Source organism: Cohaesibacter celericrescens, from assembly GCF_002866925.1.
In the GTDB taxonomy this organism is placed as follows: Bacteria; Pseudomonadota; Alphaproteobacteria; order Rhizobiales; family Cohaesibacteraceae; genus Cohaesibacter; species Cohaesibacter celericrescens.
This window is the reverse complement of sequence record NZ_PKUQ01000015.1, coordinates 43,515-66,149: the sequence shown is the minus strand read 5'-3', so window position 1 is coordinate 66,149 and position 22,635 is coordinate 43,515. Positions and strand designations below refer to the sequence as shown.

Sequence of the window (22,635 nt, the reverse complement as noted above, 5' to 3'; positions counted from 1 at the left end):
GAGGTGGAGGTCAACTATGTCCGCACAGCAGCCATCGGGGTAAGTGCCAATAGCAGCTTACCAATCGTGCCGATTTAAACGTAAGCGGTCATTGCCAGTTCTGGCTTCTCACTCTCTTCTGATGTAGTCAAAATCGCATTCATGTCAGTATTCCTCAGCCATCGGACCGCGTTGTTCAGCGACATCGGGCGCGCAACCCCGTAGCCTTGGATTACTGAGCCGCCGATCCCCTGCAGAAATTCGGCCTGCTCCCGGCATTCAACACCTTCGGCAATAACATTCAACGACAGATCCCTGCATAAGGTGATGACGGCCTCCAGAATAACTTGTGACGTGTGATTCTCGTGCGCGTCTTGAACCAGAGAGCGGTCGATCTTCACGCCCTGAATATCAAGGCGAGCAAGATTGGCGAGTCCCGAATAACCGGTGCCAAAATCGTCGAGTTCCACCCCAAACCCTGCAGCAGATAATGCGCGGATTGCACGGGAGGCCGTGTCATCGCTACTCTGAATCAGAATGGTTTCGAGCACTTCAATGACGATGTTTTCCGGGTTGAGGTTGCGTTTGTCTGCCTCCCATTTCAGGCGGTCCACATATGCTGGCGAGTTTAGCATTTGTGCAGAGACATTGATCGACACGCGCATGGAAGGGAAACCGACATCATGAAAGTGGCTTAACGCATCAAGAGCACTCTTGATGGCGATGGCATCGATGTCTTCCATCCGGCCATTTCTCTCGGCAACTTCAAAAAAATCGGCTGGCGCAAGTAAGCCTTTTTGCGGATGATGCCAACGAATGAGGGATTCAAAGCCAACAACTTTTCTGGTGGAAAGATCAAATTGAGGCTGCAATACGACACCAAGCTGGTCATCTGAAATGGCACGAGATAGTGACGTTGAAAGCTCGGTTCGGCGCGATACCATGTCTCCAACCTGGCGGGTGTAGGAGAGCAATCCATCTCGTCCGTTGTTTTTCACCTCATAGAGCGCAACATCGGCATGCCTGATCAACTTTTCCTGGTCACGATGGACTTCGCTAGACAAGGCGATGCCGATGCTCGAACCGAAGAGAATTTTCTGATCTCCCCATACGAAGGGTTTCTTTAGGTCAGAAATGATCTGTTTGGCTACATTTTCGAGGTATGAAAAGCCAGACACACCAAGACAAACAATGATGAACTCATCACCACCAAATCGACAAACCATGTCATCTGGGCGCATGATGGCCTTCATGACATCGGCAGCGTGCACAAGAACGGCGTCTCCGGCGGCGTGGCCCAGCATGTCATTCACGGCTTTGAAACGATCGAGATCCACATGCAAAATGCCCACCTCGCCATCCGTGGTGTTTGCATTTTGCAAAGCCTCGGAGAGAAAGCCGTTGAGTTTCATTCTGTTGGGAAGCCCCGTCAGCATGTCATGTTCAGCTCTGAACTGGGTTTCTTGCTTGGCAAGTTTCAGTTTCTCTTCACGTTCAATTTGTTCAGTGACATCGCGCGAAATGACAATGACCTTTGGATCTCTGCCGTCCTCATATTCCACCACAGCAAAGCTGAGCTGGTTCCAGAAAAACTCGCCATTTTTGCGGACGTTGCGGACGACCTCGAATGAATCAAGAATGTCGGAGGCAATATCATATTTGAACGCTTCGATGTCCTGTTTGGACATTTGGTTCTCGGGTGGCAACAGAAACTCTTGAGGCTTGTGGCCCCTCAGCTCCTCGGTACTATATCCGGTGATGCGCGCGTAGGACGGGTTTGACCATTCTATGGTGGCGTAAATATCCTGAATGAGAAGCCCATCATTGGCATGGCGCGCGATCATTTCCATCAACGCGTTCTCTTCTTTCGCCAGCTCCAACTCACGCATAAGGCTCTTGATCTGCGACCTTTGGGCATCCTCAGACTCAGATATCAGCATTCACAAGGCTTTCTGTTTTGCTCACTTGCCTGTGCTTAGGAATAATTCCTGGCCGTAAAGAGCAGAAAAAGTTCCACAGCGATCAATTCCCCCAAAGCACAGTCTGGCGCGTTGAAGTAAAATTTATGTAAAGTATCCAGAAGATACTTGAACTTAGACCCCGTGCTTCTGTTTGGAGTGACATGCCTATTCAGTAGGATTGAGTATCGCGGGCGGCATCTCAACTATCGTAAAATCGTTACTGCACTATCACATGGCCGTTATACGATCGCCGAAATATTTGGCGGCTTTGTGGCGATGGGTAGCTTTAGGCACCCTGTGTTTCAGGGTCCTGTGACATCGTCTTCCAAACCAGCCTCAAGGCATCCAACTCATCCTTAGTCATCACCTCTTCGCTCATCGCATCCGCCTTTAAAGCGCAAATGGGATTTGATTATATGGATGACGCAGAGAGCAACTTTGCGCAATACAATATCAATTCGAGCCAATAACCTGATACTAGCGGCAAAGACTGCCCAACAAAGAGCGCTCCGCGCGTGATGGTGTGGGGCATTTTTGTGATCTAACCGCACCAAACAGACTGATCCCCCATATAGCTTGTGCCAATAGAGGCAAGTTCTCCCAAAATTTTACAACCTACAGCCTCGCTCACCACAACCTAGAGTGTTTTATTTTCAATAATTACGCAATGATTGTGTTTTTTCTGCAACACACCAACCCAATCGAACCTGCGATCTCTGATTTTATATTTTAACTATACAACCCTTGAGTTAGTGTCTGCCCGTCGCAAGCATCCACATATTCATGGGTCAGAAATTATGAACATCAAAAGCCTCATCCTCGGTTCCGCAGCTGCTATCGTCGCAGTTGGCTCCGCTCAAGCAGCCGATTTGCCAGTTGCCGAACCTGTAGACTATGTACGTGTCTGTGACGCATACGGCGCAGGGTACTTCTTCATTCCAGGCACAGACACCTGCCTGAAAATCTCTGGTGAAGTCCTGTTGAAGGTGCATACCAACGGTTTCCACCAAAACCTCGCACGTTCACAACACTTGTACGACTTCGACACCGAAACGAACCTCACCTTCACAGCACGTGAAGAAACCGAGATGGGTACGCTTTCCGCTGTGATCGAGCTTGATGACATTGGAGAAACAACCGGTGGCTCCGGAACTGCCATTGACAAGGCATATTTGCAGCTTGGCGGTTTCTATGCCGGTCTTACTGACTCTTTGATTGAATTCAATGGCGGTCAGGCATATGACGACTTCGATACCAGCCATGGTGACCTGAATGCCATCGGTTACAAAATGGACCTTGGTAACGGTGTAACAGCAGCAATCGCACTGGAAGAATATGCAATAGGCATCAGCCAAACAGTAGCCGGCTCTGCGATCACTGGATTTATCGATGATGGCGCTGGTGGCGGCACCGCTGGTGACGGCATCCAAAACGGCGGCGAAGTCAGCATTACGAGCCCAACTACCACAGTCTACACCGTAGGCCGGTCTGCTCCTTCACTTGCAGCCAGCCTTGCAGTAGAACAAGGCTGGGGTTCCGTTGCCGTTGGGGCAAGCCTGTTCCAAGTGCGCTATGCGGACCCAACCATTTCCACCGATTACGGCTATACCATTGGGGGTGATGCTTCATTCAACGTCATGGAAGCACTTACTCTGACCATGGGTGCTGGTTACTCGCTAGGAGCTCCTGCTCCTGTCGGCTCGGTTGCTGCAGCGGCAGGCACACTTAACTCATCTTGGGAAGTTTCCGGTGGTCTGGTATATGCTTTCGCTGATAACTTTGATTTCAAAGTTGGTGCAGGATATTATAGCTTCAATGACCGCACCGCAGTGAACAATGATCTCAATCGTTGGGGTGTTAGCGTTGGTGCACTATACACACCAATTAAAAACTTAGAAATCGAAGGTAAAGTCGGCTATCAGAAAGTTGATTTCAGCAACACTTATACCGCGAACACTGGTATCCGCGATTGGGATGATGTTGCAGCAGAGTTGACGATCAAACGCACATTCTAATTCAAGCTTTGCTTGGATAAAAGAAACGTGATGATCAAATGGCCTCGGGGGTTTCTCCCGGGGCTTTTTTATTGGTTGTTGTCGATTTGGAAATAAACCACTGGACCGCACGGAGAGTGCCGGTGGCTTTTGTCTTGACCCGAGGCCTTAAAGAACAAAAAGCAACGTCGTGCTTCATTGGCAATAAGGTCGTTTGAAAAGCGACCATGCCGCATAGTGCTATTGCTTTTAATTGATTGAGCTCAGGGCTCACGAAAATTTGAATTTTCGCGTTTTTTCCTATCATAAAACTTGACCAATATCTTTAGGTTGTATATATATATTTATACAACCTCACATGGTTCATGTCATTGATCTTAAGTTTGGATGATGCTCGAAACCTAGCTGTGATTGAAACAAGTGAGTTGTCCGTTGCCCTATTCGGTGACTGGTTAATGTAATTAGTGCGCCATCAGCACTGCTTGCGACACGAGATGGTCACTAAAGTTGCGGAGTCTGCGCAATTTCCGATTAAGCTTCACTGCTTGCGACAACTTCGGATTTTTCGGACTCCGCAACTCCCTTTTAGGTCGGCCGAGCTGGTCCCTCGAATGAGAGCTAGCCCTCTCCCCATTCTCAACATCGTCACTACAGCAACGAGCAGCAGCTGGCTAATGCTCAATCAGAGCGTTCCATGCTCAAGATTGCTGCGAGGAGACACAGGAGGATGGCTTTGAGAGTTCTTCGGCAGAGGCGATTTGCGGGATCATCCGGAAAACAGACTGCATAGCACGACCGCCCCACCCATCATGCGGCTCGGCGACGGGGTCGATTCAAACTCGGATCTATGCAATTTGAAAAACAATAAATATTGCAGCGTCTTAACATACAATATTTCAAATTAATTTGGGATTCAGGTGGCTTAGCCCTTGAACAAGACGCCTGTCCTTGAATTCACTGGCAAGCCCGAACACGCTATGTCAGCGCACGCGCGGCTTCAGGTTTGCCAATGAAGAAGTGACGCCAATAATGCGTGACACACTCTGGATCTGGTCAGGTGATCGCCAAAACTTTGGTTTGTGGATAGCGGCTTGTCATGGCGTCACACCAGCGATCAACATCTTGGTCTTTCACAAGCGCAACGATGGAACCACCAAAACCGCCACCGGTCTGGCGTGCGCCAAGCGCACCCAGTTGAACGGCGACATCGACCAGTTCATCGGTTTCCTCGACAGTAATTTCATAATCATCTTTTTGGGAGACATGGCTTTCGCTCATCAATCGGCCGAAGGCTTGGGCGTCACGGGCCTTCAATGCCGCGACCCCATCCAATACACGCTGGTTATCCGTCACGATGTGGCGCGCGCGTTTGGCCTCAACTCCGCCGATGGCATTGATGCGATCCAGATCGGCAACCCCGACATCACGTAACAAGCCGATACCCAATTTTTCACAGGCACTGTTGCATTCCTTCACGCGCTGCTCATAGCTGCCGTCGGTTAACTTATGGGTGACACCGGAATGCAACGTGATGATTTTATGGTCGGGGATCAATGGTGCCAGTTCATAATCCAGCGATTGGGTATCAAGGAACAAAGCCATATTGCGGGTACCAACAGATGAGGCAAACTGATCCATGATGCCACATGGCATGCCGATGAACTCATTTTCGACCTTGCGTGCTGTTTTGGCTATGGCAACAGGATCAGGATCGACCCCTGCCAATGCAGCAATTGCCCGCAGTGTCGCCACCTCCAATGCAGCTGAACTGGAGATGCCTGCCCCCATCGGCAAAGTGCTGCCCACGGCAATGCAATAGCCTGCGGTCAGGTCTGGGTTTTGCTCTGACAGTTTAAAACAACCAAGGATAAAATCGGTCCACTCATCCGCTTTATCACCCGCCAGATCCACTTCAGCCGACGTGTCAAAATTCTGACTGTAAAGCTTCGCCCAACCTGGCTTGAGCCCCGACCCTATGGCAACACATATTTCAAGGGTCAACGGCATAGGCAACACGAAACCGCCATTGTAATCGGTGTGCTCGCCCAGAAGATTGACGCGCCCCGGTGCTGTTACAATTGCTTGGGCTTGCCGTCCGAACTGCTTTGCAAAGGCTTCGCCAACCGTTGCTTTCAGTGCATCGCTATCCATCTTATTGTTCCTTGTAATGCACATCAGACAAGCCACGCAGTCTTTCGGCAGCGCTCTCGGCAGTCATATCACGCTGGGATTCCGACAGCATTTCGAAACCAACCATGAATTTGCGCACCGTCGCAGAGCGCAGCAATGGCGGATAGAAATGGGCGTGCAGCTGCCAATGGGACATATCGCCTTCCATTGTAGGGGCACCATGCCAGCCCATCGAATAGGGAAATTCTGTCTCGAACAGATTGTCATACCGACACGTCAAACGCTTGAGAATATCGGCACAACTGTTTCGCTCTGCATCGGTCAGATCCGTCAAACGCAGAACATGGCGTTTGGGTAATACCAGCGTTTCAAAAGGCCATGTTGCCCAATAAGGCACAACAGCGATCCAATGCTCATTTTCAACAACGGTGCGCTTACCTTTGTTCGCTTCTGCTGTGGCATAATCGACCAACAAAACCGACCCGTTGGTCTCATGATAAGCTTTTTGGCACGCATCCTCGCGGGTGATTTCATTGGGCAGAAAATCAGAAGCCCAGATCTGGCCATGGGGATGGGGTTGAGAACAGCCCATCATTTCACCCTTGTTTTCAAACAAGGCAACCCAATTGTAGGTCTGGCCCAATTCTGCCAATTGATCCGCCCATAAATCAACGACATTACGGATGCCTTGAACCGGCATCTCAGGCAGAGTTTGGTTGTGTTTTTCGGAAAAGCAGATCACACGCGCCGTGCCGCGGACCGTCTTGGCGGTGAACAGCGGGCCATCTTGTTGTACCCCAAGCGGGGTGTCCGTCAGCATGGCGGGGAAGTCATTGTCGAAAACGAAAGGGCCGTGATAATCGGGATTGACGGCGCCCGAAGTGCGGGCATTGCCAGGGCAAAGATAACAGTTTGGATCGTGTGACGGCTTGTCGGTGACAGGCGCTTTTTCCTGTTTTCCCATCCAAGGGCGCTTATTACGGTGGGGAGAAACAAGGACCCACTCGTCTTTTAGCGGATTATAGCGGCGATGAGGATCGTCTTCGAGATTGATTTCACGCATCTTGCACCTTTAAACCAAACAGCTTCATTTTACAGGCAAGTCCTGTCACGAACAATTCCAGCCATATGCAGCACTTGCAATGGATAGCCACGGCTGCCGGTTTGATCAAACAGGGGAGGCCATCTTTCGTCTTATACAGTCATATCTGAAGCACCAACTGTCTTCAATAGAGGACATCCCTCTTGAGACATGCCCTCGCCATTGCCAAGCATTCGTTAGAGTTATTGCCCTGCTATATCTGGGATACTGAGCGATGGACAGGCGGCTCATCCATGAATTAAACATGCAGCTCTGCCAGATTTAGAAACAGGCAAAACGGCACATGAGCTAGCGCAAATAAAAAGGGTACGCAAATATTCGCGTACCCTTTCTTGTATTTTTAAAAGACAAACCGCTCGCAGTTTGTCAGTCTAGCTTACCACCCACAGCCAGCATAGCCCCACGCAATTCAGCCAAGCCTTTGAGGCGACCAATGGCGGGATAACCTGGGTTGGAGCGTCGATTTAGATCATCCAAGATTTGGTGCCCATGGTCTGGCCGGAAGGGCAAAGAGCGGCCAACTTTGTCTTCAACAGCTTTGTAGCGGCGTATGACTTCGACCATATCAACATCACCACCGAAATGATCAGCTTCATAAAAACTACGACCATCGCGTTTGGTAGACCGCAAATGAAAGAAGTGAATTACGTCTGCGAATTCTTCGATCATCGCAATCAAATCATTGTCCGCTCTCACACCGTAGGAACCGGTGCAGAGGGTGAAGCCGTTGGCTGGACTATCATTGATGGCACGCAGGGCACGCATGTCTTCGATGGTTGAAACAATGCGAGGCAAGCCGAACAGAGGACGTGGCGGATCATCAGGATGAATGGCCATAGTGGCACCCACTTCATCGGCGATAGGGACCACGACATTCAGAAAATCAGCCAGATGTTGCCGCAGTTTCTCGGCACTGATGTCACTATATAGACTCAGTTGCGCAGCAAATTGCTCAATGGTGTAGCTTTCTTCCGAGCCCGGCAAACCAGCAATGATATTGCGTTGCAAAGCGCGTTTGTCTTCGTCGCTCATGGCGTCAAAACAACGTTGCGCTGCTGCGATTTCCTGTTCGGAATATTCGCCGCTCGTAGGCTGTCGTTTGAGAATGAACAGATCAAAGGCCGCAAAACGATCCTCATCAAAGCGCATGCAACGCGCCCCGTTGGGCAATTCCCAAGCCATGTCGGTGCGGGTCCAATCGAGCACAGGCATGAAATTGTAGCAAATATTATTGACGCCTTCTGCAGCGAGATTGCGAAGGGATTGCCCCCAATTGGCAATATAGCTCTGCCAGTCGCCCCGTTGCAGTTTGATGTCTTCATGGATGGGGATGGATTCAACCACTGACCATACCAGACCGGCATCCTCAATCAGTTTCTTGTGTTCTGCAATTGCCTCACGGCTCCAGACCACACCATTGGGGATGCTATGCAGGGCGGATACAATGCCGCTTGCTCCTGCCTGACGGATGTCTTTGAGAGTAACCGGATCATCCGGCCCGAACCAGCGCCAGGTCTGTTTCATCGCTTTGCCCTTTTTGTTTCTGTTATCGAACTCGGGAACAAAATTGCCTTGTTCGAGAGCTCTCATTTGTAAATGGACGCGCATTCATGGGTCCAAGCATTCTGGACCAAACGGAGTGCGCTATTTGTTGATCTTCACCACTTTGGGTGCCTTGAACAGTTCGCCATCAAACTTGGGATCTTCCACGTCGGAAAGGGTCAGCAGCGTATTGCGTACATTTTCCAAGTGGTTCCACATCGCATCGCGTGCTTTGCCGGGATCTTTGCGATTCACCGCGGTCAAAATTTTCTGGTGGTCATCCAACCAGTCTTGACGATAGCTTTCATCAAAGATGCGAGCATGCAAGCCATCCCAAATCTGGTTGCCTTTACGCAACCGCCACATTTCGGAAACCATATCGACGAGCACACCATTCTGGGTTGCTTCTGCGAGAAGGCGGTGGAACAACTCATCGCCGTTATAATCGCTTTTTCCCATCTCGATGGCTTGGATTTCCATATCAAGCGCTTCCTGCATGCGCATGATATCGGCTTTTGTCACCATGGTTGCGGCAAATGCGGCGATGTTGCTTTCGAGCAGTTGGCGTGCTTGCAACAATTCAAACGGGCCTATATCGGTGCGAGCAACGCCACTTTTCTCTGCTTGGTCGGGTTTGCGAGCAATATAGGTACCCGAGCCCTTGCGTACCGAAACAAGGCCTTCAATCTCGAGCATGATAATCGCCTCGCGCACGACCGAGCGCGCGACATCAAAATCTTCTGCTATTTGACGTTCCGTTCGTAGACGCGTACCGACAGAAAGATCTTGGTCGATCATTTCCATTTTCAGCGATTCCGCAACTTCTTGATAGCGTCTTTTGCCTACGTCCGGGATCATCGAAACCCCTCACTTTTCATTTTTTTCTGCACTGACGGCATTTTCAATCAGCTTCAATTTCGTGGCGCTTGCTTGCATAAAAGGCCGCCAATTTGTGGAAGGCTTCCTTTTTGGTCTGTTTGTCACCAGCAATCAAACCTTTTTTGTTGGTCCCCTGCTGGAAAACATTCTGGCGTCTTTCGACGCGGAAATCATACAGAATCCAAGGAGAAATCCCTTTGACATAGTCCAATGTGCGCAGCGTCTCAATCTGACGTTCATAAACATGCGTCTGATAGGCCTCGCTGAACAGACCCTTCTTTGGTCCTGTGGCACTAATGTCAGCATCGGCACCTGTTTCAGAAATCACCACCGGTTTTTCCGGTGAAGAATTCAATCCGATCTCGATCAGGTCCTCAAAATTTTCTTCATACCAACCGTAATATTCATTGATCCCGATCACATCAATATAGTCGGATAGCCGATCTTCGATTTTGTTTTTGGCGTGGTTGATCAAACAGGCTGCCGAAGTCAGACGCGTCGGATCGAATTGCTTGGCTGTTTCGACCAAAGATCGCATGAAATTCAAGCGAGGATCGGAATCCGGATTTTCGTTGCCCACTGACCAGATAACAACGCTGGCACGGTTGCGATCGCGCTTGATCAACTCAATCAATTGGTTTTCGGCATCACGCAATGTAGCAGGATTTTCAAAATCAATGGCCCAGTAAACTGGGATTTCTTCCCAAAGCAAGAAGCCCATTTCATCAGCGATTTGCGATGCTAGCTCATGATGCGGATAATGCGCCAGTCGCAAGAAATTGCAATTGAGTTCGCGAGCATGCGAAAAACGACGCCGGATATCTGCCTCACTGGTTACTTTTCCGGTTTCAGCATCATCTTCGTGTACAGATATTCCACGCAAAAAGAGCGGCTTACCATTGAGGAAAAGGTCTGCACCGGTCTGCTCGATCTGACGGAAGCCAACACGGTCAGTGACTTGATCATCACCCACAGTTGCTGTGATGTCATAAAGACGAGGGTTTTCAGGACTCCAAAGTTCAGGGCTGGCGTCGATGATGATCTTGGCCAGACCCTCTGCATCTGGTGTGATCGAAGCCTGAATGCCAAGATCAGGGATCGAAATCGACACATCACCAACAGCCGGACCATCGACTTGTGCTTCGATTGAAATTTTATTGTAGGCACTATCTGGCACCAGCGCGACAAACAGATCGCGCAGAATGGTTTTTGGCGTTGTATAAAGCGCAACCTCGCGATAGACGCCTCCATAGTTGAACCAATCTGTGTTGCGCATCGGCACTCGGTCTGTGGTGCGTGTGTTGTTGACACACAGCATCAACCAGTTTTCGCCCTCCTGGAGCTTGTCTGTCAGTTCGACAAAGAAGGGGGTTGAACCACCATAATGATTACCCAAAAACGCGCCATTGAGGAACACTTTACAGTCATATTGTGCAGCGCCGATACGCAAAAACTTGCGCTCGTCAGCTGACACTTTATCCACCGCCAAAGGACGAGTATACCAAGCGCTGCCTTCAAAGAAGTACCACTTCTCCTTGAGCATCTGCCAATTGGAAGGAATGGTTACTTGTTCCCCCAGATAAGGATCGTAGTCATAGGGTTCGAGGCGATCTTCTGCCGCTTGTGGCAGCATCGAAAACCACTTCTGCCGAAGGCCTGTGTCGAGCAGATCAACACAGAAATTCCATTTCCCGTCAAGGCTTTCTGCATCGCGTCCTTGCACAAACACCATAGTCTGGTGGTTCAGAGACTGGGTGTTATACGGCGCGTCATAGCCCTCATCATGTAGGCACTGAAGTGCGTTATCAGCCAATTCAGAACGTTCAAGTGCCATCGGTCTTTATCCTGTTTTCAAACTTGCTGGATCGTCTGGATGCGACCCACGAGAGATCTGTCAATAAACATGGCGGGCACCCCGCCCGCCATGTTGTCACTTGTTTATTCCTGAACAGAAGCGGTGACTGTTCGAGGCAGCAATCGAGCTTTGGTATCGAGCAGCTTATTTGGCAGCCGCTTTGATGCGTTCAACCAAATCAGCGATACGAGCAGATTTTTTGGAAGCTTCTTCATGCATTGGCATAACAGCTTCAATGAACGGACCTTTTTCGACTTCGATGAATTTCACATCGAGTTCTTTTTTGGCTTGTTCAATGTCTTTACGTGTCTGTTCGTTCCAAGCTTCGCGATGGAAGAGCATGGAGTCTTTAGCAGCCTGTTTCAGTGCTTTCTGCTGATTTTCATCCAAGCTGTCCCAGACTTTGGTAGACATGACCACAACAGAAGGGATCATGGTGTGGCCATCGTTGGAATAGAATTTGGATACTTCACCGTGACGAGCTGAAGTCAAAGCAGATGGGTTGTTTTCAGCACCATCAACAACACCCTGTTTCAAAGCGCTGTAAAGCTCACCCCAAGAAATCGGTGTTGGGTTGCCACCAAGCAACTCAACCATACGAATGGCTGATTCTGAAGGCTGAACACGGATTTTCATGCCTTTCAGATCGGCAGGGGTGTGAATTTCTTTGTTGGCGTAGAAGGAACGAGCGCCTTCAACATAATAGGTCAGGCCGATGAAGCCTTTGTCCTTGGACGCCATCAGAATGTCGTCGCCAATTTCGCCAGACAAAACATTGTAATAATGGTCTTCGGAAACGAAAATGTAAGGCAGGTTCATTGCAGAATAGGATTCTTCAAAAGCTTCCAGTTCAGAAGCATTTGACTTGGCCATTGCCAAGGTGCCGTTTTGAACAAGCTCCAATGACTCGCGTTGAGTGCCGAGCTGAGCGTTGGCATAAACGCGAATCTTCACATCGCCGTTGGTCAGCTCTTTTACGCGCTCTGCCATGAATTCCATGGATTTGTGCAGCTGATGGTCTTTTGGGTTGTTGTGGTTGAGCTTTAAGGTCACAGCGCTAGCAGCAGTAGCGGTCAGTGCGAAAGCGGCACCAGCAACGGCACCAATAAGAGCAAGATTGCGTTTCATCATTTCCCTCCCGATTGAAAAATTCAGTCGGTGTTAGTTTGTATCGAGCATAAACCACTCACATGAGTGCGGCATGCCCTTGCATGATCTGACCAATTTCATCATTGGTCGACCAGACAATTGGATATTTTCAGATTTTTGTCAATAATTTTTCATTTTGGTTGACCAATTTTGTTTTTTTTGCGATGACTGTGGGCAAATAAGGTGTCTTTACAGGACAACCAAACGATATCGGTCATTCAGAGCAACGCAAAAGTCTGACGATTCCGAACAAAGACAGCATTTGCCCCGACGTGGCATGGTCTGCCAATTGGCAATCTGTCGGCATTTGAAGACAAATTTCTGTCTGCGCTGCTACCAATTTGACGTTACTGACTGGTTGTCGAATCGGTTTACTGTCGAATGGAAAGGGAAGGACTACAATTGGACAACCAATTACCTTTCTTTCGATCGACAAAACATCACGCCCGACACAAGTCGGGATTTAAATACTCAATTGGAAGGGTGAGACCATGAAGCAAGCCGTGCGCTTGGTCAACGGGTTGCTTGGCAGTCTGGTGGTCCTGATTTTTACAATTCTTGTCGTCTGCGTCGTTTGGCAGGTTTTTTCGCGCTATGTTCTGGGTACGCCCAGTACAACAACCGATGAAATCGCCCGATTCCTCTTTATGTGGATCGCTTTTACCGGCGCTGCCTACACTTTGGGGCAAAAGCGCCACTTGGCCATCGATGTCATCAGCCTATGGATGGGCGGCCGCTCTCTGCGCAACATCAGGGTTCTTGTGTTGGTCATTATCGGAGCCTTCGTCTCTGTCGTCATGCTGTATGGCGGATGGCAATTGATGGCTGAGACTCTCAAGACCGGCCAGATGACCCCCGCGCTCCGCATACCAATGGGGTATGTTTATGGCGCAATTCCCTTTTCAGGTTTGACCATGCTGTTCTACTGCGTGGTTCTGATCATCGAACTTCTCGACCCCAACACTCCTTTTGAGGACGAGATTGTGGACACATCGACCCCGATGTCGCCCTCATCCTCCTCCCCTGCTGGGCAGCATAAATAGATCGAAGTGAGGCAAGTTACGTTATGGAATGGCAAGCAACAATCACGCTATTTTCGATCTTTATCGTTTTGATGGCGCTCAGTGTTCCGATTTCTTTTGCAATCGGTATCGCGACCGTGTTCACCTTCATGGTCATTAACATGTCATTTGACCAGTCGATATTTATTGTCGCACAGCAAATGGCATCCGGTCTCGACAGCTTCACGCTGTTGGCGATCCCTTTCTTTATTTTGGCTGGCAATATCATGAACCGCGGCGGTATCGCTATGCGGCTTATTGAATTTGCCAAGATCCTCGGTGGTCGTCTACCCGGCTCACTGGCCCATTGTAACGTTCTGGCCAATATGATGTTTGGAGCCATCTCTGGCTCGGCAGTCGCATCTGCGGCAGCTGTTGGCGGCGTTATGGCGCCCATTCAGAAAAAAGAAGGATATGATCCTGCTTTTTCCGCAGCGGTTAATATCGCCTCCTGCCCAACAGGATTGCTGATCCCACCCTCCACCACCTTTATCGTCTATTCCCTGATCACCAACGGCACGTCGATCGCAGCCTTGTTCGTGGCCGGTTATGTCCCTGGCATTCTGATGGGTTTGGGTCTTATGACGGTGGCTGGGGTCATCGCCAAGAAACGCGGTTATCCTCTGGCTCCAAAGCCGTCCTGGAACGAGGTGATGCAAAAATCTTGCGATGCCGTCCTTCCGCTTGGTCTGATTTTCATTATCATGGGTGGCATTATCGGCGGTATCTTCACTGCGACCGAAGCGTCGGCCGTGGCGGTGGTTTACACGTTGTTTTTGGCGCTGGTCTGGTATCGCGAAATCACCATCCGCGATCTACCCAAGATCATTCTCGAGTCAGCGGTCACTACATCCATCGTGCTTTTGATGATTGGTTGCTCCATTGCAATGTCCAAGGCAATGGCTTTCTCAGACATTCCATTCACCATTTCTGATGCCCTGTTGTCTTTGTCCGAGAACCCACTTGTCATCCTTTTGGCGATCAATCTGGCATTGCTGGTCATAGGAACCTTCATGGACATGACACCTGCCCTTTTGATCTTCACTCCGATTTTCCTGCCTGTTGTTCAGGATTTGGGTATGGATCCAGTGCATTTTGGTGTGATGATGACCTTCAACCTGTGCATCGGCATTTGCACACCGCCAGTCGGCTCCGCATTGTTCGTTGGTTGTTCGGTCGGCAAGGTGGCAATCAGCAAAGTGCTTAAACCTCTGCTGCCCTTCTATGCCGTGCTGGTGGTGCTATTGCTCGCGGTAACCTATATCCCGCAGCTGTCTCTGTTCCTGCCAAGCTTCTTCCTTGGATATGGCGGCTGAACCAAAAATTCAAAAAGCCGCCCAGTGATGGGCGGTTTTTCTTTGAGCATCCCATAAAACCCAAAAGACACGAAGGGCTTCATTGCCCTTTTGCTCCAAGTCGGAAGTTTTCATCATGTATCAACTGAAAAACTGGATCTTCAAAAGCCAAACGGAAACCGGTGTCATTCTTGAAGTCGAAGGACGGCATCATCTGCACATTGATGTTCTTGAAGAACGGATGATACGGGTGCAGCTGCTGAAAGACGGCGTCTATCGTCTGGATCGCAGCTGGTGTGTTGCGCCCAAGGGCGACGCTCCGATCGAAGGCCGCAAACGCACATCGTTGGAGGGCTTTGCCTGTCCAGCTTTTGAAAGCCAGCTGGAAGATGACAGCATCACTTTGTCGACCCACCATTTATGCGTTACCATAAACAAGCCTCTTGGTCTTGTTTGGCATGGGCGGGAAGGTGTTGACGAGCAATGGCAACAAATTGCACAAGATCGCCCAACCGGCGCGTATATGCTGGGGCGCAAGGACCATGCGCACAGCCATTTTCTGAGGCGCGATGCATCGGATCGTTTCTTCGGGCTTGGTGAAAAAGCAGGCGAATTGGAACGCTCCGGCCGCCGTTATGAAATGCGCAATCTGGACGCCATGGGCTACGATGCCGGCGCTACCGATCCTCTCTACAAACACATACCCTTCACCATTACGCGGCTAGCCAACGGGCTGGCTTATGGGCTTTTCTATGACAATCTGTCCCCGTGTTGGTTTGATCTGGGCAATGAGCTGGACAATTATCACCAGCCCTATCGCTCCTATCGCGCACAAGACGGAGATCTGGACTATTACTTTACCCTTGGGCCATCCATTGCGGATGTCACCAAAGCCCATACCCGCCTGACCGGCGGCACCGCCTTTTTGCCACGTTGGTCGCTGGGCTATTCAGGCTCCACCATGTCCTATACGGATGCCGACAACGCGCAAGAACAATTGCAAGGCTTTGTCAAACTGCTCGAGAAGCACGATATTCCGTGCGATAGTTTCCAACTGTCTTCGGGCTACACCTCGATCGGGCCTAAGCGGTATGTGTTTAACTGGAATACAGCCAAGGTACCCGACGCCAAAGGCATGTCCAAATGCTTTGCCGACGCAGGTATCGAGCTGATCGCCAACATCAAACCTTGCTTGCTTCAGGACCACCCACGCTACTCGGAAGCCGATGCTCTGGGGTTGTATGTTCAGGATAGTGATACCGGTGTCGCAGAGCGCTCGGTCTTTTGGGATGATGAAGGCAGCCATCTGGACTTCACCAATCCAGCGACGCAAAGCTGGTGGCGGGCAAATGTGAAAACTGCCTTGTTGGACTATGGCATCAACAGCACATGGAATGACAATAACGAATATGAAATCTGGGACAGACAAGCCCGATGCAACGGCTTTGGTGATCCCATTGAAATCGACCTTATCCGCCCGGTTCAGCCATTGCTGATGACACGCGCATCAACGGAAGCGCAAAAAGATTTTGCACCGGAAAAACGCCCCTATCTGATTTCGCGTTCCGGCTGCCCCGGCATCCAACGGTATGCCCAGACCTGGTCTGGCGACAATCGCACCAATTGGAAGAGCCTCAAATATAATATCCCGATGGGTTTGGGCATGAGCCTGTCCGGCCTATACAATGTCGGCCACGATGTTGGCGGCTTTGCCGGGCCACGTCCTGAACCGGAGCTGTTTGTGCGCTGGGTGCAAAATGGCATTTTCCATCCCCGCTTCACGATTCACAGCTGGAATGACGATGCGACAGTCAACGAAGCATGGATGTTCCCGCAAGTCACCAACCACATCCGAAACGCAATCAAACTGCGTTACAGCTTGCTGCCTTACCTCTACACCTTGCTCTATAAATCTGTTGTCGATGACGAACCGATGATCCGGCCAACGTTCCTTGACCATGATCATGATGCACAGTGTTTTGAACCAACCGATGATTTCTTCCTTGGGCGTGATTTGCTGGTGGCCAACGTGGTGGAAGAAGGCGCGACATCACGACGGGTTTATTTACCCGACAATGGCGTTGGTTATTATGATTTTTGGACAGGAAGCTATTACAAGGGTGGACAACATACCACCATACCGGTAACGATTGAATCGATTCCGCTGTTCGTTCGCGCCGGCACAGTTTTACCATTGTCACCAGAGGCCAAGCGGTCAGCATCGGTTAAAGGACAAACACGCCAGCTCGTCATTTATCCTATGCCCGGGGCTGGAAGCTGCGAATATACAGCGCATGTTTACGATGACAAAGGTGACAATGTTGATGCAATGGACGGAGAGCACCGCCTGACCACTCTGACTGTTACACAAACAGCGAGCACGCTGGATCTAAGATGGGCCCACAAGGGCCGTTTTAACCCCGCACTGGCTGGCTGCGAAATCAGCACCTGCAATGATGATAGTCGCCTCCTGTCTGTCCTCAATCGTCCTTATGACAGTGGCACATTGTTGCCCTTCTGATCTGGAGAAAATTTATGACTATTTCTGATCTGATGAAAGCACCGGGCAATGTTCAGTTGCCAAATTACGATCGCTCAGCCCTAAAACCTCGACTCATTCATCTGGGTTTTGGTGCATTCGCCCGTGCCCACTGGATGGGCTATCATCAGGATTTGCTGCTCAAGCACCCCAAAAGCGACTGGGGCGTAGTGGTAAGCGACATTCTATTTGGTGCTGAACGTTTTGGCCAGCTCGAAGAAAATGACCATCTTTACAGCGTTCTGGAACATAGTGATACGGTTAGCAATCTGCGTGTGATCGGCTCAATTGTCAAAACAGCCCATCCCGAGCGAGGGGGCGTTGATGCCTTTTTTGCACCATACCTAGAGCCTGATCTGGCAATTGTTTCTATGACAGTGACGGAAAAAGGCTATTGTCTGGCTGGTGGCAAACTGGACGAAGCCAATCCTGCCATCGTGCATGACCTTGAAAACCCGCACACACCAAAATCTGCCATTGGTGCGCTGGTGGAGGCCTTGCGTCGCCGCCGTGAGGCGGGTCTTGATGGTTTCACGATCTTGTCCCTCGACAATTTGCCCACCAATGGCAAACTGTGCGAATTGGCGGTAATGTCCTATGCCCGCAAGCTGGATGCCGATCTGGCCGCATGGATCGAGGCGCATGTGACTTTCCCTTGCTCAATGGTAGATCGCATCGTTCCAGCCCTGACAGACGAAAGCCGCGCCCTGATTAAAACAAGGCTTGGTGGCATGGAAGACCCCAATGGCATTGTCTGCGAGCCGTTCCGCCAGTGGGTGATTGAAGACCGTTTCATCAAAGGCCGTCCCGCTTGGGAAGAAGTGGGCGCCCAGTTTGTCTCCAATGTAGAACCCTTTGAAGACATGAAACTGCGCACCCTGAATGGCGCGCATTCTTTCCTTGCCTACCTTGGTTATCTGGCTGGGTATGAAACCATCGATGCCTGTATGGCAGATGAAGACTATCGCAAAGTCGCGCACGAATTAATGGTCAAAGAACAGCAGCCAACCCTGTCTGTGCCCGGAGATGTGGATTTGGACGCCTATGCGGATGCCCTTATCGAGCGTTTCTCCAATAGTCAACTGAAGCATAAAACCGCGCAGATTGCCTCCGATGGCAGCCAGAAACTACCCCAGAGAATGCTGGCATCCATTGCTTGGCACATTGAGCATGGGTCTGATTGGTCCCGGCTAGCACTGGGTGTTGCCGGTTGGTTGCGCTTTATGGCAGGAACCGATGAAAAAGGTGCTCCTACGCCAATTAACGACCCATTGGCGGCCGATCTGATCGCAGAAAAAGCAGCGCTGCTGCCTGATCAAGACGCCTATATCGATGCCGTGCTCGCCATCGACAGTATTTTCCCTGCTAAACTTGCGAACAATCCTAAATTCGTGACGAAAATCAAGGCAAATTATGCAACTTTAGTCCAGACAGGAGCCAAAGCTAGCGTGGCTTCCTTGGCTTCTTAAAGTCATGCCGTCGGCCTTTTCCGCTAACCGGCCTGAAGGCCGACGGCAGCAATAGTCAATGATGCACAAATGGAGAGTATAAGATGCAACCTTTTCTAGGCCCAGACTTTTTGCTGGATACAGCAGCAGCGCGCCATCTCTATCATGACGTTGCAGAAAGTTTGCCCATTGTTGATTATCACAATCACTTGGGACCAGATGTTATCGCATCCGATAAAAAATGGGACGATATCGGAGCAATCTGGCTAGAAGGGGACCACTATAAATGGCGCGCGATGCGTTGGGCCGGTATCAACGAAGAACGTGTTTCGGGCGCCGCTGATTTCCGCGAAAAATTCAATGCCTTTGCCGAGGTGATGCCGCGTTTTCTCGGCAACCCCCTATATCACTGGACCCATCTTGAACTGCAGCGTTATTTTGGCATTCGCGATTTGTTGTCTCCTGCAACGGCAGACGCAATCTGGGAGAAAGCCAACAGCAAACTGGCAGAAGACAGCCACTCTGCTCGCGGGTTGCTGCGTCAGATGAAGGTTGAATTTGTCGGCACAACAGACATGCCCTGCGACAGTCTCGAGCATCACAAAGCCATAGCTCAGGACGACAGCATCAATGACATGATTGTCGCGCCAAGCTTCCGTCCGGATCAGGCCTACAAAATCGAAATGCCGGGCTTTATGGACTTCATAGCAGATTTGTCCAAAGTGGTAGGCCGCTCCATTGAGAGCTATGAAGAGCTGATGGATGCCCTGATCGAGCGTCTTGACCACTTTGTTGCCAATGGCTGTAAAGCCACCGATCACGGCATTGACGTGTTGCGCTTTGCTCCTCCGGTTAACACTGCCGCGCTCAATGTAATTTTTGAAAAGCGGATGACGAATCAGGCTCTTGAAGAGCTCGAAATTGCTCAATTCCAAACCAATATGCTGGTTGATCTGTCCCGTGCCTATTATCAACGCGGCTTGGTAATGCAAATGCATATCGGCGCAATCCGCAACAACAATCACCGCTTCTATGGCAGTCTGGGTGCCGACGTTGGTGGCGATTCCATCAACGACCTGCCTGTGGCGGGCCCGTTGAACGGATTGCTTGGAGAAATGGATCGAGATGGCCATTTGCCCAAAACCGTGCTCTATCATCTCAATCCAAATATGAATGAAGTCATTGTATCCACCGCTGGTAATTTTCAGGATGGCACCATTCCGGGCAAGATTCAGGCGGGCTCAGGCTGGTGGTTCAATGACCAGCTGGACGGCATGGAACGACAAATGACCCAATTGGCACAAATGGGGCTCTTCTCCCACTTCATCGGCATGTTGACCGACAGTCGCTCCTTTTTGTCCTTCCCACGGCATGAGTATTTTCGCCGTCTGGTTTGCCAAATGATTGGGCGCTGGACTGAAGCAGGTCACATTCCGAATGATCGCCAGTTGCTAGACAAGCTGGTACGCGATGTTTGCTATCAAAACGCAGCGGACTGGTTTCTGGACCAACCAGAGGCATAAGCCAAACCCGATGCAGTTTGGTGCACCGGGTCACATATAGTGCTGATAACCAACCGTCTGGTACGATGATGCGTACCAGACGGTTTCTCTTTTTTTGCTGGCAACAGCAGCGTTACTTAAAAATAATCTATTTCCTTTATTGTGATCAGACTTCTTACATCGTGTATGGCATGCGCAGCGATGGCCTGATATGGTCCCGCGCTAATGCTATAGAGTATGGGTTTGAAAATTTGCGGCCAAAACGAGAGGTTCTTGTGACCTCATCGACAAAAGGAACATTATGCATCCATCCATCACAACATTACTGAATGGACCCAAAGTGATTCCGGTCTTGGTGATCGAAGATCCCGAAGATGCGCTGCCTTTGGCTCGCTCTCTGGTAGACAATGGTCTCTCTATTCTGGAAATAACACTGCGCAGCGATGCGGCGCTAAACGCTATTGAAACGATTGCCAATCAAGTCGAGGGCGCCGTTGTTGGTGTTGGTTCGATTTTGACCGAAGCACAATTAAATGCGGCCCAATCAGCGGGTGGTCAGTTTGGTGTTTCCCCTGGCGTTTCCTTCAAATTGCTGCAAGCGCTGGAAATGAGCGATTGGCCTTTCCTGCCCGGTGCAGGCTCCTTGTCTGAAATGCTAACCTTGCGCGACGCAGGTTTCAGCCAGCAAAAATTATTTCCCGCGGCAGTGCTCGGCGGCATTTCCATGCTCAAGGCTGTGGCGGGACCCGTCGGCGACATTTCATTCTGCCCAACCGGCGGTATAAATCCAGACAATGCGCGTGATTATCTCTCTCAATCCAATGTCTTCGCCATCGGCGGGACGTGGATCGCGCCCCTTGATTTGGTGCGCGCTAAAGACTGGGATGAGATCGGTCGCCGAGCTGCGGAGGCAGCCATGCTTGGCTCTTGATGCAAGCATAATTTATCGCCAGATTTCAAGGCTGGACTGTCAGATGGCAGCCAGCCTTTTTCTCATATTCAAGCCCGGTTTCATTGGCAGAACCTTGCGAAACTGTCTGGACGTTGCGTGTGTTCTCCCCTAGGCTAATTTTGCTAATTGCAAAAGACTCACTGTAGCCACCGGACGAAAACCCCATGCCTCTGATCGCTCTTCGTGTATTCCGAAACCCGACACACCAAATCCAGCGCGGTTTGGCTTTTCTGCTTGTCTTGTTTTCCCTAACAGGCATGCTCTCATCGGCATGGGCTGCAGACGAGGACAAGAGCATCGATCTACGCCTGTTTGGACAGAATGTGGTTGGCGACTATGACGGTTGCCATTTGGCTTTTTGGCAACACAACAAGACTCCTGGTTCGGATAAGTTTTCTTACGTTTTTTATGCGCCCTATAATGATGGTGAAGAACTTCCTGCATGGATGAAGGTGGGCAAAACGGTGTATGAACTGACCCGTCAGGATGGGGTTCAAACAGATCAGCCAGAGCTTGAAGAGCTGCGCCTTTATCGCGACCCCGATGCCACCTTTACTGTGTTGGTTGAGGTAAAAGAGCAACATGTTGCTGACAACAATATCTTTGTCGACAAAGCCAAGTTGACCATCACACAGTCCAAGCATTTTCCATTTGTGATTTCTGTCAAGGGCGGGGTTGTTTGTCCGCAACTAGAGGACACACAGGACAACAGCGCGGACGCTGGATCTGGTCTCTATGGCGACGCTATCCAACTGGGAGAAGCGTTAGAATTTGATGCATTGGCAGCCGTGCCAGCTGGGGTCTTGCAGAGCGTAAAACGTGATGCCCCTGATTGCCAACCAGCCAATACAACGGGGTTCGGAAGACGCTTTGCAATCACCGATGAGATGACCTTGTGGGAAGTCCCCTGCAATCTCTATGCAAGAACCGGTTCGTCCGTATTTGTCACGGCGCTGAACAGCAACCCTGCTTATTCCAATGTGCTGATATTCCCTGCGGTTCCCGACCATGGCGATGGCGACGATTTCTATGAGATCCGTGCGCCACAGGTTACCCCTCAAACTGCGATGGTACGCTCGGAATATTATGATGGAGATGGGTCCTGTGGCAGCTATTCAAGCTATCAATTGCGCGTTGTAGAAGGCGAGGCGCTTGAGTTTTTCCTGATCGAATATCGCGAAAAACCTACTTGTGATGGTGTACAGGGTGAAGCCCGAAACTTCCCGCTGATCTACTCGGCACAATAG

15 protein-coding genes are annotated in these 22,635 nt (G+C 50.3%); 8 read left to right on the top strand and 7 right to left on the bottom strand.

Annotated elements, in window-relative coordinates:
- Window positions 1-74: 74 nt before the first annotated feature.
- Window positions 75-1,919, bottom strand: a complete 1,845-nt coding sequence (locus C0081_RS07925) for a putative bifunctional diguanylate cyclase/phosphodiesterase (protein WP_101533278.1) — start codon at window positions 1,917-1,919, stop codon at window positions 75-77.
- Between the two features lie 818 nt (window positions 1,920-2,737).
- On the opposite strand from C0081_RS07925, the gene C0081_RS07920 reads away from it, so the two are divergent.
- Window positions 2,738-3,955 carry a porin gene (locus tag C0081_RS07920; protein ID WP_101533277.1) on the top strand — a complete coding sequence of 406 codons (1,218 nt, stop codon included), beginning with the start codon at window positions 2,738-2,740 and terminating at the stop codon, window positions 3,953-3,955.
- A 1,032-nt stretch (window positions 3,956-4,987) separates the two neighbouring features.
- Here the strand turns inward: C0081_RS07920 and galK are convergent.
- From galK to C0081_RS07885, 6 genes are all read right to left on the bottom strand, one after another.
- A complete protein-coding gene (gene galK, locus C0081_RS07910) occupies window positions 4,988-6,085 on the bottom strand; it encodes a galactokinase (protein WP_180966805.1) in 1,098 nt (365 codons plus the stop codon).
- Window position 6,086: 1 nt separating this feature from the next.
- Window positions 6,087-7,127 (bottom strand): UDP-glucose--hexose-1-phosphate uridylyltransferase, encoded by a 1,041-nt coding sequence (locus tag C0081_RS07905; protein ID WP_101533274.1) that lies wholly within the window; start codon window positions 7,125-7,127, stop codon window positions 6,087-6,089.
- Between the two features lie 405 nt (window positions 7,128-7,532).
- Window positions 7,533-8,690 carry a mannonate dehydratase gene (gene uxuA / locus C0081_RS07900; RefSeq protein WP_101533289.1) on the bottom strand — a complete coding sequence of 386 codons (1,158 nt, stop codon included), beginning with the start codon at window positions 8,688-8,690 and terminating at the stop codon, window positions 7,533-7,535.
- Window positions 8,691-8,810: 120 nt separating this feature from the next.
- Window positions 8,811-9,566, bottom strand: coding sequence for an FCD domain-containing protein (locus tag C0081_RS07895; RefSeq protein ID WP_101533273.1), 756 nt, complete (start codon window positions 9,564-9,566; stop codon window positions 8,811-8,813).
- A gap of 43 nt (window positions 9,567-9,609) precedes the next feature.
- Window positions 9,610-11,421, bottom strand: a complete 1,812-nt coding sequence (locus C0081_RS07890; protein WP_101533272.1) for a glycoside hydrolase family 2 protein — start codon at window positions 11,419-11,421, stop codon at window positions 9,610-9,612.
- 165 nt (window positions 11,422-11,586) lie between these two features.
- A complete protein-coding gene (locus C0081_RS07885) occupies window positions 11,587-12,570 on the bottom strand; it encodes a TRAP transporter substrate-binding protein (RefSeq protein WP_101533271.1) in 984 nt (327 codons plus the stop codon).
- Between the two features lie 512 nt (window positions 12,571-13,082).
- Here C0081_RS07885 and C0081_RS07880 point away from each other — a divergent pair.
- From C0081_RS07880 to C0081_RS07850, 7 genes are all read left to right on the top strand, one after another.
- A complete protein-coding gene (locus tag C0081_RS07880; RefSeq protein ID WP_101533270.1) occupies window positions 13,083-13,634 on the top strand; it encodes a TRAP transporter small permease in 552 nt (183 codons plus the stop codon).
- 23 nt (window positions 13,635-13,657) lie between these two features.
- Window positions 13,658-14,968 (top strand): TRAP transporter large permease, encoded by a 1,311-nt coding sequence (locus C0081_RS07875; RefSeq protein WP_101533269.1) that lies wholly within the window; start codon window positions 13,658-13,660, stop codon window positions 14,966-14,968.
- 115 nt (window positions 14,969-15,083) lie between these two features.
- Window positions 15,084-17,468, top strand: coding sequence for a glycoside hydrolase family 31 protein (locus C0081_RS07870; protein ID WP_101533268.1), 2,385 nt, complete (start codon window positions 15,084-15,086; stop codon window positions 17,466-17,468).
- 14 nt (window positions 17,469-17,482) lie between these two features.
- Entirely contained in the window at window positions 17,483-18,955 is a 1,473-nt protein-coding gene (locus C0081_RS07865; protein WP_210200440.1) for a mannitol dehydrogenase family protein, read from the top strand.
- Window positions 18,956-19,038: 83 nt separating this feature from the next.
- A complete protein-coding gene (gene uxaC, locus C0081_RS07860) occupies window positions 19,039-20,457 on the top strand; it encodes a glucuronate isomerase (protein WP_101533267.1) in 1,419 nt (472 codons plus the stop codon).
- Between the two features lie 280 nt (window positions 20,458-20,737).
- Entirely contained in the window at window positions 20,738-21,367 is a 630-nt protein-coding gene (gene eda, locus C0081_RS07855; protein WP_101533266.1) for a bifunctional 4-hydroxy-2-oxoglutarate aldolase/2-dehydro-3-deoxy-phosphogluconate aldolase, read from the top strand.
- A 185-nt stretch (window positions 21,368-21,552) separates the two neighbouring features.
- Window positions 21,553-22,635 (top strand): hypothetical protein, encoded by a 1,083-nt coding sequence (locus C0081_RS07850; protein ID WP_101533265.1) that lies wholly within the window; start codon window positions 21,553-21,555, stop codon window positions 22,633-22,635.